The sequence below is a fragment of the Planococcus sp. SE5232 genome, assembly GCF_050686535.1.
Classification (GTDB): domain Bacteria; phylum Bacillota; class Bacilli; order Bacillales_A; family Planococcaceae; genus Planococcus.
On sequence record NZ_JBOGCP010000004.1, the window covers coordinates 19,784 to 35,778 of the forward strand.

Genomic DNA, 15,995 nt, shown 5'->3' on the forward strand with positions numbered 1-15,995 from the left:
TTCTCCACTCAATCTATTTTAACTTGCAGTAATTGCTTTTCTTCATGCCGCTCAATTGCTAAAGCGATTAGGCGTTCAATCAGTTCCGGATAAGGTAAACCCGTATGTTCCCAAAGCAAGGGGAACATGCTGTAAGGCGTAAAGCCAGGCAAGGTGTTCACTTCGTTGATCAAGATTTCATTGGCTTCTGTCACGAAAAAGTCTGCACGAACAAGCCCGGAGCAATCCAGGATTTTGAATGCTTTTTTAGCGTCCGTCTCCAATTTTGCGTAGACTGCATCATCCAATTCAGCTGGAATGATCATAGCGGTGTTGCCGTCTTTGTATTTCGCCTGATAATCATAGAAGGCTTTCAATGGTTTAATTTCTCCTGCTACTGAACAGGACGGCTCGTCATTTCCAAGCACACCGACTTCGATTTCACGCGCAACTACCCCTTGCTCAATCACGATTTTACGGTCGAACTTCAGAGCCTCTTTGATTGCGGCGATCAGTTCTTCCCGATTATCCGCTTTGCTGATGCCGACACTCGACCCTAAATTAGCCGGTTTTACAAAAACTGGCCAAGCGAGTTCCGCTTCGATTTTATCCAGCCAAAAATCCCGGTTTTTATCCCAGTCTCTTCTTATAAAATACACATAAGGCGTTTGTTCTAAACCTGCCTGCTCAAACAATTGCTTCATCACGACTTTGTCCATGCCTGCGGAAGACGCCAATACTCCGTTACCGACGTAGGGAATATTCATGACTTCAAGAAGGCCTTGAACGGTTCCGTCTTCTCCGTTCGGTCCGTGCAGCAAAGGAATGATGACATCCAGCGCCTCCCTGCTTTGTGCCGGAAGGAATCCGGAAATATCATTCGGCTTCGAAGATTCTCCATTCAATTGAAGCTGCTCGATCGTTTTTGCCGTCTCTTCAAGACGGGCTCCTTTTCGCCATTCTCCATCTTGCGTAATGTAGATGGGATAGACTTCGTATGCATCAAAATCAATTGCTTTTGTAACTGCCAGGGCTGTAGACAGAGAAACTTCATGCTCTGCCGATTTGCCACCATATAATAAACCGATTCGTTTTTTCATCCAAGAAACCTCATTTCATTGTCCATATTGCTTAGTTTATCACGAACCCACAGGGACGAATAATTTTTTCATGTCAGCCGCCGAAAATTTTTAGACCGGCTACTCCTGCAATAATACAGGATAGAAAAAATAATTTCGCCGGCTGGCGGTTTTCGTCAAAGAACAGCATCCCGACCAAAACGCTTCCAGCTGCACCGATGCCTGTCCAGACTGCATATCCTGTTCCGAGTGCAATAGTCGTCAGAGCCAGTGACAATAAATAGAAACTGAGCGCGCCTGTCAAAATGGTCAATCCTGTATATACTTTCACTTTAAAGCCATCCGATAACTTCATCGTTGTGACAAAAGCGACTTCAAATAGTCCAGCAGCAATCAAAATCAGCCATTCCATCACGGCTCCACTCCTTTACCGGATGCTTCTTTCCCATCCATCACTTTTAAACCGATAATGCCGAAGAGCAATAAGCTTAAGAAGAACAGTTTTTCCGCGCTGGCATTTTCATTGAATATCCAGATGCCGAGAACAGCTGTGCCCGCAGCACCGATGCCGGTAAAGACTGCATAAGCTGTTCCGATCGGGATTGTTTTCATCGCTATAGCAAACAAGAGAAAACTGATGACGATAAAAATCAGCGTCACAAGAGAAGGGGCTAAATTCGTAAAGCCATCAGCAAGCTTCAAGCCGATTGCCCACACAATTTCCGTGACTCCTGCAATCAAAAGGTAGATCCAAGCCATTTGGTTCCCTACTTTCATTTTAAACCTGCTCCACTTTCAGCCATCGACCGAAAGGCAGCCCGAAAAAAATAATACCTGTTTCCAGGTATCATTTCCATACTTTTTGTTTTCTGTCATAGATGATCTTACGTGAAATCCCCTGTTTTGTGTATTCTTCAATATCGGACCAGAACTCATCCAGAAAAGAGATCTCCTCCACTGGCCGAACATGCAATTCGATTGTGTTTTTCGTTTTTTCGGGGTCAGCCAGAGAAATGAGTACGCCTTCACGGTAATTCTTTTTCAAGGATTGCAGAATTTCAGAAGGCAATTCCGGAATCAGGTCTTTAGATTTCCGGCGCCAGAAATTCTGCCCATTTTCTTCCCGGCGAATCAAATACGTAAAATAATTTCCGACAAGCTCATTCAGGCGTTCTAATTTGCGGAAGTAAATTTTTGTGGTTTCTTCTTCTTCGCTGGACAAATAGACGAATTCATTTTGAAGAGTCGAATAGAACGGGGATTTAACCGGTTCTTTTTTATGGCCGATGTACAGCAATTCGGCTTGTTCCTGTGGTGTCAGGGAATTTAATTGCTTTTCACTTTTGAAATCAACCCAGCAAAATTCGCTTTTTTTGTTTGCACGTGCTTTACGCAGCTGCCCAAACTCTTCCTGCGTAGCGAATTCCATATGGGTGTGCATGTTAAAGGATGCATCTTCATATGGGTGCTTCAACAGCAGCAAATTTTTAGGCAGTTTCATGGCATCCAAAAAATGGGCGAAGGTAAGTCCGCTGAATAAAGCAAATTGATCGGATTCGTTTAGGTAAATATATAAATGCTGTATGTAGGCGTCCGTGTTCAACGGTTTTTTCACCATATCCCCCACTCCATTCCATTTCTTATTATACGACCAAAGGGGCGAAATATGAAACATACCTGCTTCAATTGCGTCATTACTTTTGTCATGCGCATATTACAGATATATACGTTATAATATATTCCGACTCATAATAATAAAAAGTACAGGTGAAATTACATGCAAACAAACAAAAGCTTCACCGATCGGCTTGACTGGTCGCTGGCTTTCATCTTATTCCTATTCTTCATCGTCAGTCTCGTGGCGATTTCCTCTGCCCAGACTTCGGGTCAATATTTAACCAACTTTGTCCCGAGGCAAGCTTTATTTTACATCATCTCTGTCGGAATGATCGGGGTACTGATGTATTTCGATCCAGAACAATATAAGAAGATGGCTTATTATTTATACGGTTTCGGCATCTTCCTGCTGATCGTGTTGATGATTTCGCCGGATGGCGTCGGCCAAATCGCCCAACCAGTGAACGGTGCCAAAGCCTGGTTCCATACACCCTTCGTCAATATCCAGCCAGCTGAGTTCATGAAAACCTTCTATATACTAGCGTTGGCGAAAATGATTTCTTCCCATCACGAGGAATACCTGATGAAAACCATCAAATCCGATTTTTACTTACTCGGTAAAATCGGCCTTTGCCTTGCTATTCCTCTCGGTTTTATCCTGCTGCAGCCGGATTTAGGGACTGCACTCGTATTTATCGCCATCACTTTGGCCATCGTCGTGGTTTCAGGAATCTCCTGGAAAATCATTGTTCCGAGTTTTGGCGGTGTTGCAGTCATCGGAACTTTGCTGTTGTGGATGACCATCAATGCCCAGAACTTCCTGTCCAGTGCGTTTGGTTTAAAACCTTATATGTTCGAACGAATTTACACATGGCTTGACCCTTACTCCTATGCTGAATCGGGCGGGTATAATTTGATTGCTGCGATGAACGCCATCGGATCTGGGGAAGTCTTCGGAAAAGGCTATCAAGGTCGCCAGGTCTATGTTCCGGAAAACCATACCGATTTCATCTTCACTGTCATCTCGGAAGACTTCGGGTTTATCGGAGCCAGTGCCGTCATCATCCTATTCTTCATGCTGATTTATCACTTGACTAAAATCACACTGCAATTCAAAGATACATTCAGTACGTATGTATGTGCAGGGATCATCGCCATGATCACGTTCCATGTATTCCAAAATATCGGCATGACCATCCAGCTATTGCCGATCACTGGGATTCCGCTTCCTTTCATCAGTTACGGAGGCAGTTCGCTGATCGGAAATATGCTGGCACTCGGAATCGTCTTCAGCATGAAATTCCACCATAAGAATTATATGTTCGATAAAAACAAAAAATAAAAACTCCGACGTCCTGCGTCGGAGTTTTTATTGTTGCGATTGGGTTTGGATCGGTTGTGGCAAGGCAATCGCCTTTATTAATTCTACGCGGGATTTTGTGATTTTTGCTTGGATTCCAAGTTTCGATAAATTTGAAACAATGTTGCGAACATCTACGTTCTTCGCCATCCATATCACCTCTTTGTATTTTTCATTACATATAGGGACGTATAGAAACTTGCCATGTTTCAAGGGCAAGGTATAAATCGTTGACTTTTTTGTGTCTATGCTTATAATACCATCATTTCAGGATTTTAAACTTATCATTTTGATGACAATTGCGAAGGTGGTGTAAATCAATTGATTTGCATACCCCCGTTAGGTATACTATAGTTAGAAATAAGATGGGAGGATCTTCAGATGAGCGAATTGATCGAAGAAACCTTAGTAGTGGATAACTCTTGTCGAAAAAGTCACCATCCTCCTTCTGTTAAACGGGATTTGACCAATCGGTTGAGTCGTGTGGAAGGCCAAATCCGTGGCATTAAAGGTATGGTGGATAAGGATGTTTACTGTGATGACATTATCACGCAGCTTGCTGCCACTCAATCTGCATTAAACAGTGTCACCAAAGTTTTGTTGGAAGGCCATTTAAAGGGCTGTGTCAGAGATCGCCTGGAAAACGGCGAAGAAGAAGTGTTGGATGAATTGCTAATTACTATCCAAAAAATGATGCGTAAATAAAAGGAGGAAATTTTCATGAAAGAACAAATCAACCTACAGGTCAGCGGCATGTCATGCCAGCATTGTGTCAGCTCCGTAAAAGATAGCGTCATGGCGCTTCCAGGAATCGAAAAAGTGGATGTTTCTCTTGAAAACGGCTCAGTTGATGTTGCTTACGATGCTTCAGCTGTAGAAGTAAGCCAAATCGCAGAAGCTATCGAGGATCAAGGATACGACGTTGCAACTTTAAGTGAATAACTGCGGAAACGCAGTTATTTTTTTCAAAATTAGATACCCCCGATAGGTATACTGTTTTCAGAAAAGGCGGGATTGCGATGAGCACTAAACAAACTGAAGTAGCGATTACGGGTATGACCTGTGCGGCCTGCGCCAACCGCGTGGAGAAAGGCCTTCAAAAATTACCGGGCGTCTCAGAGGCTAGCGTTAATTTCGCTACCGAGAAAGCTGCAGTCGTCTATGATGATGAGCAAGCCACCATGGCAGACGTGCAGAACAAAGTGGAACAACTCGGTTATGGCGTGCAGCAGGAAGAAATCGATTTTTCCATTCAAGGAATGACTTGTGCCAATTGCTCAGCACGCATTGAAAAAGTTTTGAATAAGATGGAAGGCGTTCAACTTGCTAACGTCAATTTGGCGATGGAAACCGGACATGTTTTGTACAACCCCGGAACTGTCACCCCTGAAGATTTTGTTAAACGGATCCAATCTCTTGGTTATGACGCAGTTCTTAACCAGGAAAGCGAGGAAGCAACTGACCACAAAGAACAGGAAATCAAAAACAAAACTCGCCTGTTCTGGATTTCTGCTGCCCTCTCCCTGCCATTGTTATGGACCATGTTCAGCCATTTTTCCTTTACGTCCTGGATGTATGTACCCGATATCCTGATGAATCCATTCGTCCAATGGGCATTGGCAACTCCAGTTCAATTCTGGATTGGTGCATCCTTCTATAAAGGAGCCTATTTTGCTTTAAAAAATAAATCAGCCAATATGGATGTGCTGGTCGCCCTGGGAACATCCGCTGCTTATTTCTACAGCGTCTACCTGGTTCTGGCCAACTTAAATATGGGGCACAGCATGGGCTTGTATTTTGAAACAAGTGCCGTTTTGATCACCTTGATCATCTTAGGGAAAGTTTTCGAAGCAAGAGCAAAAGGCCGTTCATCCGATGCCATCAAAAAGCTGATGAAACTTCAGCCGCAACATGCACTGGTCGAACGCGATGACGAATTCGTCAGCCTCCCGATTTCCGAAGTTAAAACAGGAGATATCCTGATGATCAAACCCGGAGCCTCCATTCCAGTAGACGCAGCTGTCATTTCCGGCAATTCGGCCGTTGATGAATCTATGCTGACCGGCGAAAGCCTCCCGGTCGATAAAGAAGCAGGCGATGCCGTATTTGCAGCAACCGTCAATTCCAACGGTTCTCTCCGCGTGCGTGCCGATAAAATCGGCAAGGACACGGTGCTGTCGAATATCATCCGAGTCGTTGAACAGGCACAAGGCTCTAAAGCGCCGATCCAGCGGCTGGCCGACCAAATTTCCAGCATCTTTGTGCCGATTGTCGTAGGAATCGCCATCGTTACCTTCCTAGTCTGGTATTTCCTTGTCGCACCCGGCAATTTCGCCGCAGCACTTGAAAGTACCATTGCAGTGCTGGTTATCGCCTGCCCTTGCGCACTCGGCTTGGCTACACCGACTTCCATCATGGCAGGATCCGGACGTGCCGCCGAGCAAGGGGTGCTCTTTAAAACAGCTGAATCTCTGGAAAATACCAAGCACATCGATACTGTCGTACTGGATAAAACAGGCACCATCACCAATGGCCGTCCTGTCGTAACAGACTTTATTCCAGCGGACGATGTTGACCTTGCTGAGTTGAAGAATTTGGTTGCCAGCGCCGAAAGCCAATCCGAACATCCAGTAGCACAAGCGATTTCTGAGTTTGGCGACGCTAAGCTTAGCGTCAGCGCTTTTGAAGCAGTTCCAGGCCACGGGATCCGGGCTACAGTGGAAAATCGCCAGGTGGTCATGGGAAATCGCCGCTTGATGGACGGTTTGGAAGTTGACGAAACACAGGCAGAAGTTTTTGAACAAGACGGCAAAACCGTCATGTTCATTGCAGTGGATGGCCGCTACAGCGGAATGGTAGCAGTCGCTGATACCGTTAAGGAAACCGCAAAACAAGCAATCCAGGAAATGAAAGACATGGGATTGCACGTCGTTATGCTGACAGGAGACCAAGAGCGGACAGCCTTGGCCATCGCTAAAGAAGTTGGAATCGACGAAGTGTTTGCTGGCGTGCTGCCTGCTGAAAAAGCGGATGTTGTCTTGAAACTCCAAGGACAGGGCCGCCGCGTTGCGATGGCTGGTGACGGGTTGAACGATGCTCCGGCACTAGCCAGCGCGGATGTCGGGATGGCAATGGGCACCGGAACAGCCATTGCGATGGAAGCCGCTGACATCACCTTGATGCAAGGCGATTTGATGAGAGTTGTCGATGCGATCAGGATGAGTCGATTGACTGTCCGGAACATTAAACAAAACCTGTTCTGGGCCCTCGCCTATAATACGATCGGCATTCCGATTGCCGCAGCCGGCTTTCTGGCTCCATGGCTTGCCGGTGCAGCAATGGCCTTCAGTTCCGTATCGGTGGTCATGAATGCCCTGCGCCTTCAGCGTGTGAAGTTGAATAAATAAGGATGAGTCTGACAAGAGGTCCAGAAATGGGCCTCTTTTTTATGCCATTGTCCTAAAGTTGAAACAGGAGTAAAATGGGGACATATTCTTTTGAGAAAGCAGGAATTCCTTATTATGAAAAAAACTATTCTACTGCTGATGTCCGTCCAGTTTTTCGTTTACCTGGGGTTCGGCATTATCATACCGATTTTACCCGAAGTCATTGTTCAACAAGGCTATTCGGAAATCCATGTCGGTGGATTGATCACCATCTATGCCTTATCTTCTTTTTTCACCGCACCGCTGTGGGGGAGGCTTTCCGACAGAACCGGCCGCAAAAAGCTTATTCTTTTGGGATTAGCGGGATTCAGTCTAAGTTTCTTCCTGTTTTCACTGTTCCTTGATAACCTGGTGCTGTTGTATCTTTCACGCATTGTCGGAGGCTTGTTCTCTGGTGCGCTTTACACTGCGGTGACCGGCTACGTGGCTGATATCACCACCAATGAAGAACGCAATAAATACATGGGGCTTCTCGGCATGTCGATCGGCCTTGGCTTTATTTTCGGGCCAGCAATCGGCGGCTTTCTCGGGGCGGTTTCCCTGTCCTTGCCATTTACGGCTTCCGCCGTCCTCGTCCTTCTATTGATGGGCTATGCGAGCCTGGTCCTAAAAGAGCCTGTCCGCAAAGGCGAAGCAGTGAAACGCGCACTCCTGCCGAAAGGTTCCAGTACATTTTGGCAATTCCGCATCCGTTATCTGTTCCTATTCTCCTTTATGGTGACATTTCTCCTGGCAGGATTGGAGTCGACTTTCCAGCTGTTCCAAATCGATCAGATTGAAATTACGCCGCTTCAGCTCGGCTATTTATTCATGGCGAGTGGATTTGTGGATGCCGTAATTCAAGGCGGTGTCGTACGCCGCATAAAAGACGGTGCCGAAACCACATGGATCATCGGCGCACAAATTGTCACGGCTCTTGGTCTGGTGCTTCTGCCCTTTACCGGCAGCTTGATCTTTGCGGGTGTCGCTCTCAGCATCTTTACCGCCGGCAACGCGCTGGCGCGTACAGCGTTGGTGTCGCTGACGTCAAAAGAATCAGGCGGTAAATACGGTACTGCCGCAGGGATGACCTACTCAATGGACAACCTCGGCCGCATCATCGGGCCTTTGACCTTCACTTGGCTTTTGACGATGCAAGCCGGCAGCATCTATTATTTGTCAGCGGCTTTGGCGATCGCCAGCATCCTGCTGATTGTTTTGTATAAAGCTTCCAATAAGACTTTACGGACAACAGAAAAAGCCAGCGTTTCTGTTTGAACGCTGGTCTGTAGCTCTTAAGATGAATCAGCAAAGCATCGCTCTCAGCGATGCTTTTTTTTTACAAAAAATGCCTCTGGCTTATCCGATGAAGAACAGGATCAACCAGAGGAGATGTAGAAGTAAAATGAAGGAATAGAGCGTGTTGACGAAAATCAGGCTGTAACGCCAGCTGTGGGATTGTATGCGGACGAAAGGCGTGTAGAGAAAACTGAAAAGGCAAAGTGATAACAACAGCTTCGTCATCAGGAGGGCAAAAGGAGAAAGGGATGCCAGTATTGGATTCGCTTCGGTTATGGCACCGAGTGAAAGCCCTACATAAGTCAATAATCCATCAAGAAAATTCAACACAACTAAGCTCCAGACATGCTTTTCCAACGGTTTATGCTGCTTACCTATCCTCATATCCTCACCTCATTTATCCCATCAGTCATATGTCCTTAGTAATGGGGTACCCACTTAACAGAATTTTTAGACAATAAAAGCAGGTATTTTGTCGTGCATTTTTTAAATACAGTGGTCGATTGAAGGGGAAATCCACAATAAAACAGACAGGCACCTTTTTAAAGTGCCTGTCTGTTTTGTTTACTCTATTCAATTTCTCTTATTTGTTTTAGGTTTACATGGATTTGAACGGCTGCTTCCGCTTTTCTTGTTGTCCAGACTCCAGCGCCCAGCTCTTTGGGTCATAAGCCGGCCCTGCTGTACGGCAAAGAGCGCCGCTTCGCCGGTCCGTCTTATGCCCGGCAGAGCTACACGGGCGCTTCCGCTTTTCCTCATTGTCCAGACTCCAGCAACCAGCCCCTCGAGTCGCTTCAGCCTTTCCAGCAATGGCAAAGAACGCCATTACCGGCAAGGCTTCCAGCGCTTGTCGGAGCTTAACGGCTGCTTCCGCTTTTCTTTAGTAAGGTGAACCCCCATTTATGTGAAGGACCTGCCCTGTTACGTAGGAGGAGTCGTCGGAGGCTAAGTAGACATAGCCCGGCGCCAATTCGTCCGGCTGTCCTGGACGGCCCATCGGCGAACTGGTACCGAAGCCTTCTACCGTTTCAGCATCAAAAGATGCAGGAATCAACGGTGTCCAGATTGGGCCTGGCGCTACACCGTTTACTCGAATTCCTTCTTTTACAAGAGAAGCGGATAAGGCACGTGTGAAGGCCAGAATCGCTCCTTTTGTAGATGAATAATCGATCAGTGTCGGCTCTCCTCGGAAAGCCGTAATGGAAGTCGTGTTGATGATGGATGCTCCCGGCTTCAAGTGATCCAGTGCTGCTTTAGTCAAATGGAACATGCTGAAAATATTGGTGCGGAATGTCCGCTCCAGCTGTTCTGCTGTAATGTCCTTCAGAGACTGCTGGACATGCTGTTCTGCCGCGTTATTGACCAGCACATCCAGTTTGCCGAATTCATCGATCACTTTTCGGATTACTTCCTGGCAAAAAGACTCATCTCCGATATCTCCGGCAATCAGCAGACAGCGTCGCCCTTCCTGCTCGACGAATTTTTTGGTCTCTTCCGCATCTTCATGTTCATCAAGATAGGCAATGGCCACATCCGCTCCTTCTTTTGCAAACGCAAGAGCTATGGCACGTCCAATTCCACTGTCTCCACCGGTGATCAACGCTGTTTTATCAGGCAGCCGGTGTGCCTTGCCGGCTAAATTTCCTTTAAAATCGGGTTTTGGATCCATTTCTGTCTCAAATCCCGGTTGCCGTTCCTGTTCCTGCGCTGGTACATTTTCTGGTTTGTTTTTCTCCATTGTCCTATCCCTCCAATTATTTTTTCAGATTGTTTTACGATTTTCCCTTATTCTTACAAACTAAACCTGGTCATAAAAAAAGCCAGCGCCTCCAACTTACAGAGGTTCTGGCTGATTCGAAAGATTTTTTTGCAGTTCAGGATGCGCTTCTTTCAGGATAGACGGGCGCATCAGATAGCTGGTCAACGCGATTAAGCAAAGGCTGCTGGCACCTACAATATATTCTGCCGGTACCACATCATACAGCAAGCCGAACAGCAGATAACCGAGCGGCATCATGGCCATCGCCATTGATTCCAAAATCCCGAAGACGCGGCCCCGATACTCTTCCTCCACATCTTTCTGCATCATGACCCCGATCGGCGTGTTGACGAACACGTTGGTGATGCCGAAAGTCAGCATGAGCAGCAGAAAATAAATTACCGTCGCTCCATACGATAAGCCAATAATTAAAGGGACGCCCATCCCTGCAAGCAACACAGACATCGCCAATATCCCCCTTTTAGCAAACTGCAAAGGAAATTTCACTTCTTTGCTGATGGAGAAATAAATGGAAGCAGCCAGCATCCCTACCGCAATCATCGCTTCAATCATTCCAAAATGGGTTGCTTCCACCTGCAATTGCTGAACTGCGATAAATGGCAGACCGATCATCAAAGATGAGAAAAAGAAGTTGATGCCGATAGCAGTTGTCACAATCACCATGATCACACGATTCGATTTCAAATACGCAAAGCCTTCTTTCATTTCCGTCAGCATGGTCTTTTTCAATTCGTCCATCGCATTTTCACCCCGAACTGTGAAGAGCTTGAAATTCATCGTCGACTCCAGCAGGACCGCAACCGCATAGGCCGCCACTTGGATCAACAGAAAGACATTCATCGACACGAATCCAAAGAGGATTCCCCCGACCACAGGCCCGCCGATTGTGGCAATCGAAATCGCTGATTGGTTAAAGCCCATCGCCCGTTGAATGCGATCGGGGTCAATAAGGTTGGCGATTGCTGAAGAAAATGTAACGCTGGTGAACATGGAACTGATGGAAAGCAATGCGGTCGTTGTGTAGATGGCCGGCAACGACAAGCCGTTCATCAGACTGAAAATCAGCAAGCCTGCAACCGAAAGCATACTGGCTATTTGAGAGAAAATCACAATGGCTTTTTTCGACTACTTATCTGCGGCATATCCTGCAAACGGTGCCATCAACGACCTCGGCAGGATGCTGCAGATCAAGTTGATCGCAAAACTGGCCGCTGAACCCGTCAATGCCAATACATATAAACTGATGCCAAATGCGTAAACCGAGCTTCCGAATGTCGAAATCAATTTGCTGGCCGTAAACGTATAGAGATGATAAGTGGCTTGTTTAATGCGCGTTGCCTCGTTCATGTTTTTCACTCCTCCAGTGAAAGTTTAATTTAATTAAACAAAATATAACATGGAGAAACTGGCAATGCAAGAGAAAGTTTAATATAATTAAACTAATGAAAGGACAGGTGAGAAAATGGCTACTTTAGGCGAACGCATCCGAAATTTACGCAAACAAAAAGGGTTGACCCTGCAAGCTTTGGCAGGTGATCAACTGACAAAAGGCATGCTGAGCTTGATTGAAAACAATAAGGCGAACCCTTCAATGGAGAGCCTTTCTTATATAGCAGATCGCTTGGAGGTGGACCGCAACGAACTGCTGGAAGACGTCCCAGCCAATGAATTGAGAAACTTGCTGGAAGAAGTTGAGCAGCTTTACACGCGGGAACTTATCAGTGATGAGCTGATTGCCAAGTACAAGGAAATTGCCGGAAAAATAAAGCCTTATTTGGAGAAGCTGCCTTTTCGCTATGAATCCGCACGGCTCCTCGATATCTACAGCCGCTGCAGCTACCATAGCAAGCAAAACGACTGGCAGGATCCACTCGCAAAAGCCGAGGAAATCTATGATAGCCTCCATATGATCAACCAAAGTGCAGACCTTCATATTTTCAGGGCAATGATGGCTTTCACGGAGCATCGTTACAAGGAAGCCCTTTCCATGATCCAAGCATCCCGCAGCCTTTTTGAAGAGCGCGCTGGTGTGTTGGATCCATTGAAGAAATTGGATTTCGATTATTATGAGTCCATCCTTTACTCGGCTGTCGGAGATGGTGAAAACTCCAAGCGGTTGATGGAAAAAGCCATCACGTTCTCCAAAGAGCAGCAATTGTTTTACCGCATCGACGCGCTCTATCGCCTTGCCGGTTTCCAGGCGGTTTTAAACGGGGATATCGAAAATAAGGATCACTATATCGCTAAGCTTCGCCTGTTCGCTGATTTTACAGACGATGAAGAAATCGGGGCTTTCGCGGATGCCATTGAAATCCATTACTTGAACTCTTTTGCACATGACTACGAAAAAGCCAACGCCCTAATCGACCAGAACCTGGAAAAGCATCAGGAAGATAAAATCTTTTTATTCGCCTTGGAAAAAGGCAAGGCCTTGTACGGACTCGGTCAGCTGAAGGAAGCGTTAGGCTGGCTGAAAAAACATACGCTGTGGGAATTTCTGCACCACCCTTATGATTTGTCGCTGCATTATGAAAAAGATGCCTATCTGGCTTTGATTTACCTGGAACTTGGTAAAAAAGAACTGGCAGTAAAACATGCCACTCTCGCCAAAGACCTGATTGAACCAATGCCGGATCTGCCGCACAAACTCTTCATCTTGAAGGTCTATGAACAAGTGACTGCATAGCAAAAGCCCGCCATCACATATGGCGGGCTTTTTCAGTCGTATGGTAGCGTTGATAAATTTCATGGAATTCGAGGAATTGCTGCCAGTCCTTTTCGAATTCCGGCTGGATGCAAGAGATTTGAAACAAATCCCGGGCTTTTAAATAGCCGCTCGCCGAATGGAGCTCAAATCCGGAAAGGTGGGCGTCCTGTGCCAAGAAACCGGTCTCTTCTTCCGCTTCAAAAGTCCGGGACGTCGGATAGCCGGCTGCGAGAGCTGGCCAGTCCTTCGTATCTTCCAAAAGTTTTCTGAAACGTTCATCCAAAAGTTTATAGCGCTCGGGATAAGCGCTCAATGCACGCTTCATGCTCTCCAACACACTTGAAGGAAACGTAAAAGGCACACCTTCAGCATAAAGACCCAAATCCAAATAGCTTGGCAGCTTGCTATCCGGCGTAATCTCGTGATGTGCAAAAACAATGGCGATTCCGCTCATCGTTCCGACCGCTTTTCCGCTCGCCGCTGTCGCCAACCAGACATCCCTCAAGGAAAATGGCAATGCACCAAAACTGCTGATGCAGTCGAGGCATAACCGGATTCCCTGTTGTGCGCAAAGATCCGCTAAGGCGCGAAAATCGTTGATTTGCCCGGTCGAAGTTTCGCCATGAACCATCAGCACCCATCCATAGTCTCCAGTTTCCAGCTGTTCTGTTGTCTTTTTAAAATTGAAAGCCTGGCCCCATGGTGCGTTATCCACCGTGTAATCCAAGCCAAGACGTTCTGCCTGGTTGACCAGCCTTCTGCCGAATTCGCCATTCACCAAAATCAGGCCTTTAGAATCCAGCCGCTTGATTTGCGCAAGCATCGCTTCATTGGCCAAGGTTCCACTTCCAGCCAGTAAGTAAGGCGTGGATTCCGCCATTTCAACGAGCAGGCGGTCGACGCCTTGTCGAACTTCATGGAAAGCCGCGGACCGATGGGAAATGGGTGACTCCTGGAACGGCGCTGCGAGCTGCTCAGTCAACGCAACAGGACCTGGCACGAACAGCCGGCGTTTTCCCTGAAGCCTTGCCGCCACAGAGTTGCTGTACTGCCGGCGGGTGGTGACCATCGGAATGAATACAGCTTCACCTGTACCCATCGGCTCGGCAAACGGACGGAAGCCTAACTGGCCATATAATTTCAATTGGCGGGTAGTGCCGGAAATGATTGCAGATTCAAAGCCCTGTTCCAGACAAAAATCGGATAATGCCCGGGCCAAAAGAAAAAAGACACGTCCATTGCGATGCGCTTTACGGACAGCCAACAGGCGGATTTCACAGACTTCCCCAATATCCTGCAAAAAATCCTCCACTTTCCCAATCTTCAGATCCAGGGAGAAAGGCCGTTCAGACCGTAGCGCAATCATCCCCACTACTTCCATTCCCGATAGGACAATCAAATACATGTTCTGCTCATGAAATCGATCGGTACGCATGCCACTGCCATCGGCCTCGTGCTGTGGAATCTCTTCGACAAAAGTTTCATAGTTCAGCCGCGCAATTTCATCGAACTCCGTTTTTGTTCGGGCAATCTTGCACCAATACACAATTGTCCGCCCCCTTCACTTCCTGAATGCATCTTCTACTAGGTAAAGACTTAAATCGATCTCAACAGGTTCCCCGAGCGCCAGCTTTGCCAGCTGGCCACCCAGATAAGGGCCCGCCGTCAGACCTGATGCCCCGAGGCCGTTCGCCGCAAAGAAGTTGGGTTGCCCGGGAACTTGGCCGATAAACGGCAGCGCGCTGGTCGTAGCTGGCCGAAAGCCGGTCGCCGCACCGGCGATTTCCGCCTTCCCGAGACCCGGAGCCGCTTCCAGTGTTTTGTCCAGAATGTGGTGCATGCCCTCTGCTGTCAGCTTGTCGTCAAAACCGGCGCCATTTTCATGCGTCGCCCCCGCAACGATCCGGCCCTCATCAAACGGGACAATATATTGTCCATAAGGCACCATAGCAACCGGCCACTTGCCGGTCTGCTGTCCTTCCGCCTGCAAATGAAGAATTTGGGCTTTTTGCGGAACAATATCGAGATCCAATCCTAAAGGTTTGAATAAGTCCGCTGCCCAGGCGCCTCCTGTCGAAATGACCCGATCCGCCAGCAAATCCTCGGCGTCTATTGTCACTCCGATGACTTGCGATTCCTCAATCAACAGTTCAGCATTGCCCACCAGTTTTTTTGCTCCCAATTTGACGGCAGCAGAAATCAACGCATCGCGGATTGCCCGGCCATCGACACGGGCAGCCCCACTGACCCATAATGACCCATACTCTTCTGTTGCAAATGGGAAAAGCTCTCTTGTTTCATCTGGAGACAACCGCTTGATATCCCCCATTTCCGGAGCATCCAATCGCCGTTCATAAGCCTTCTGCTCCATCTTATCCAGCTTGCTGTCTTCATGGATGCTGACAATGCCGACTTGCTTATAACCTGTATCCGTCTCCCCTAAAGCTTCCAGCTCCCGAATCAAGTCCGGGTAGTACTTGGCACCATTTTTCGCCAGGCCATACCAGGCTTTGTTTCTTCGCTGTGAGATCCATGGACAGACGATTCCTGCTGCCGCTCCTGTTGCCTGTCCTTTATCGCCCCGGTCAACCAACACCACCGATGCTCCTGCCTTTGCCGCATGATATGCAGCAGAGGCCCCTAATATTCCTGATCCGATAATTATCAATGATTTCATTTAAACACCCAGTTTCAAAAAGTCTCGTGTCTTCATTCTAATCGAGTCAGCGAGGAGACTCAAACCCATTTC

The 15,995-nt window shown here is 47.2% G+C and carries 17 protein-coding genes; 6 read left to right on the plus strand and 11 right to left on the minus strand.

Annotated features, from left to right (window positions below):
• Positions 1–8: 8 nt before the first annotated feature.
• From ACRC6Q_RS13570 to ACRC6Q_RS13585, 4 genes are all read right to left on the minus strand, one after another.
• Positions 9–1,079, minus strand: coding sequence for a D-alanine--D-alanine ligase (locus tag ACRC6Q_RS13570; protein WP_223636871.1), 1,071 nt, complete (start codon positions 1,077–1,079; stop codon positions 9–11).
• Between the two features lie 73 nt (positions 1,080–1,152).
• The gene (locus tag ACRC6Q_RS13575) at positions 1,153–1,470 is read right to left on the minus strand and encodes a DMT family transporter (RefSeq protein WP_431466809.1); all 318 of its coding nucleotides are present in this window, start codon (positions 1,468–1,470) and stop codon (positions 1,153–1,155) included.
• The gene (locus ACRC6Q_RS13580) at positions 1,470–1,817 is read right to left on the minus strand and encodes a DMT family transporter (protein WP_223636876.1); all 348 of its coding nucleotides are present in this window, start codon (positions 1,815–1,817) and stop codon (positions 1,470–1,472) included. The genes ACRC6Q_RS13575 and ACRC6Q_RS13580 overlap by 1 nt, the downstream gene beginning before the upstream one ends.
• A gap of 88 nt (positions 1,818–1,905) precedes the next feature.
• Positions 1,906–2,676, minus strand: coding sequence for a hypothetical protein (locus ACRC6Q_RS13585; protein ID WP_223636879.1), 771 nt, complete (start codon positions 2,674–2,676; stop codon positions 1,906–1,908).
• 159 nt (positions 2,677–2,835) lie between these two features.
• On the opposite strand from ACRC6Q_RS13585, the gene ACRC6Q_RS13590 reads away from it, so the two are divergent.
• Entirely contained in the window at positions 2,836–4,017 is a 1,182-nt protein-coding gene (locus ACRC6Q_RS13590; RefSeq protein ID WP_223636881.1) for an FtsW/RodA/SpoVE family cell cycle protein, read from the plus strand.
• 27 nt (positions 4,018–4,044) lie between these two features.
• Here the strand turns inward: ACRC6Q_RS13590 and ACRC6Q_RS13595 are convergent, their stop codons facing one another.
• Complete coding sequence (locus tag ACRC6Q_RS13595; RefSeq protein WP_186759981.1) at positions 4,045–4,185, minus strand: Lmo0850 family protein; 141 nt, start codon at positions 4,183–4,185, stop codon at positions 4,045–4,047.
• Between the two features lie 231 nt (positions 4,186–4,416).
• Here ACRC6Q_RS13595 and ACRC6Q_RS13600 point away from each other — a divergent pair, with 231 nt between their 5' ends.
• The 4 genes from ACRC6Q_RS13600 to ACRC6Q_RS13615 all read left to right on the plus strand — a co-directional run bounded on the left by ACRC6Q_RS13600 (position 4,417) and on the right by ACRC6Q_RS13615 (position 8,738).
• Positions 4,417–4,740 carry a metal-sensitive transcriptional regulator gene (locus ACRC6Q_RS13600; RefSeq protein ID WP_223636883.1) on the plus strand — a complete coding sequence of 108 codons (324 nt, stop codon included), beginning with the start codon at positions 4,417–4,419 and terminating at the stop codon, positions 4,738–4,740.
• Between the two features lie 15 nt (positions 4,741–4,755).
• Positions 4,756–4,977 (plus strand): copper chaperone CopZ, encoded by a 222-nt coding sequence (gene copZ / locus ACRC6Q_RS13605; RefSeq protein WP_223636885.1) that lies wholly within the window; start codon positions 4,756–4,758, stop codon positions 4,975–4,977.
• 77 nt (positions 4,978–5,054) lie between these two features.
• Positions 5,055–7,442 carry a heavy metal translocating P-type ATPase gene (locus tag ACRC6Q_RS13610; protein WP_431466810.1) on the plus strand — a complete coding sequence of 796 codons (2,388 nt, stop codon included), beginning with the start codon at positions 5,055–5,057 and terminating at the stop codon, positions 7,440–7,442.
• A gap of 114 nt (positions 7,443–7,556) precedes the next feature.
• Positions 7,557–8,738 carry an MFS transporter gene (locus ACRC6Q_RS13615; protein WP_431466811.1) on the plus strand — a complete coding sequence of 394 codons (1,182 nt, stop codon included), beginning with the start codon at positions 7,557–7,559 and terminating at the stop codon, positions 8,736–8,738.
• 81 nt (positions 8,739–8,819) lie between these two features.
• On the opposite strand, the gene ACRC6Q_RS13620 is transcribed toward ACRC6Q_RS13615, so the two are convergent.
• From ACRC6Q_RS13620 to ACRC6Q_RS13635, 4 genes are all read right to left on the minus strand, one after another.
• Positions 8,820–9,143 (minus strand): DUF5658 family protein, encoded by a 324-nt coding sequence (locus ACRC6Q_RS13620; RefSeq protein WP_223636892.1) that lies wholly within the window; start codon positions 9,141–9,143, stop codon positions 8,820–8,822.
• A gap of 496 nt (positions 9,144–9,639) precedes the next feature.
• Entirely contained in the window at positions 9,640–10,497 is an 858-nt protein-coding gene (locus ACRC6Q_RS13625) for an SDR family oxidoreductase (protein ID WP_223636898.1), read from the minus strand.
• Between the two features lie 96 nt (positions 10,498–10,593).
• Positions 10,594–11,649 carry an MFS transporter gene (locus tag ACRC6Q_RS13630; protein WP_431466812.1) on the minus strand — a complete coding sequence of 352 codons (1,056 nt, stop codon included), beginning with the start codon at positions 11,647–11,649 and terminating at the stop codon, positions 10,594–10,596.
• A gap of 15 nt (positions 11,650–11,664) precedes the next feature.
• Positions 11,665–11,886 (minus strand): hypothetical protein, encoded by a 222-nt coding sequence (locus ACRC6Q_RS13635; protein WP_431466813.1) that lies wholly within the window; start codon positions 11,884–11,886, stop codon positions 11,665–11,667.
• Positions 11,887–12,001: 115 nt separating this feature from the next.
• Here ACRC6Q_RS13635 and ACRC6Q_RS13640 point away from each other — a divergent pair, with 115 nt between their 5' ends.
• A complete protein-coding gene (locus tag ACRC6Q_RS13640; protein WP_431466814.1) occupies positions 12,002–13,225 on the plus strand; it encodes a helix-turn-helix domain-containing protein in 1,224 nt (407 codons plus the stop codon).
• A 13-nt stretch (positions 13,226–13,238) separates the two neighbouring features.
• Here the strand turns inward: ACRC6Q_RS13640 and ACRC6Q_RS13645 are convergent, their stop codons facing one another.
• Positions 13,239–14,792 (minus strand): GNAT family N-acetyltransferase, encoded by a 1,554-nt coding sequence (locus ACRC6Q_RS13645; RefSeq protein ID WP_431466815.1) that lies wholly within the window; start codon positions 14,790–14,792, stop codon positions 13,239–13,241.
• 15 nt (positions 14,793–14,807) lie between these two features.
• A complete protein-coding gene (locus tag ACRC6Q_RS13650) occupies positions 14,808–15,923 on the minus strand; it encodes an NAD(P)/FAD-dependent oxidoreductase (RefSeq protein ID WP_223636909.1) in 1,116 nt (371 codons plus the stop codon).
• Positions 15,924–15,995 lie beyond the last annotated feature (72 nt).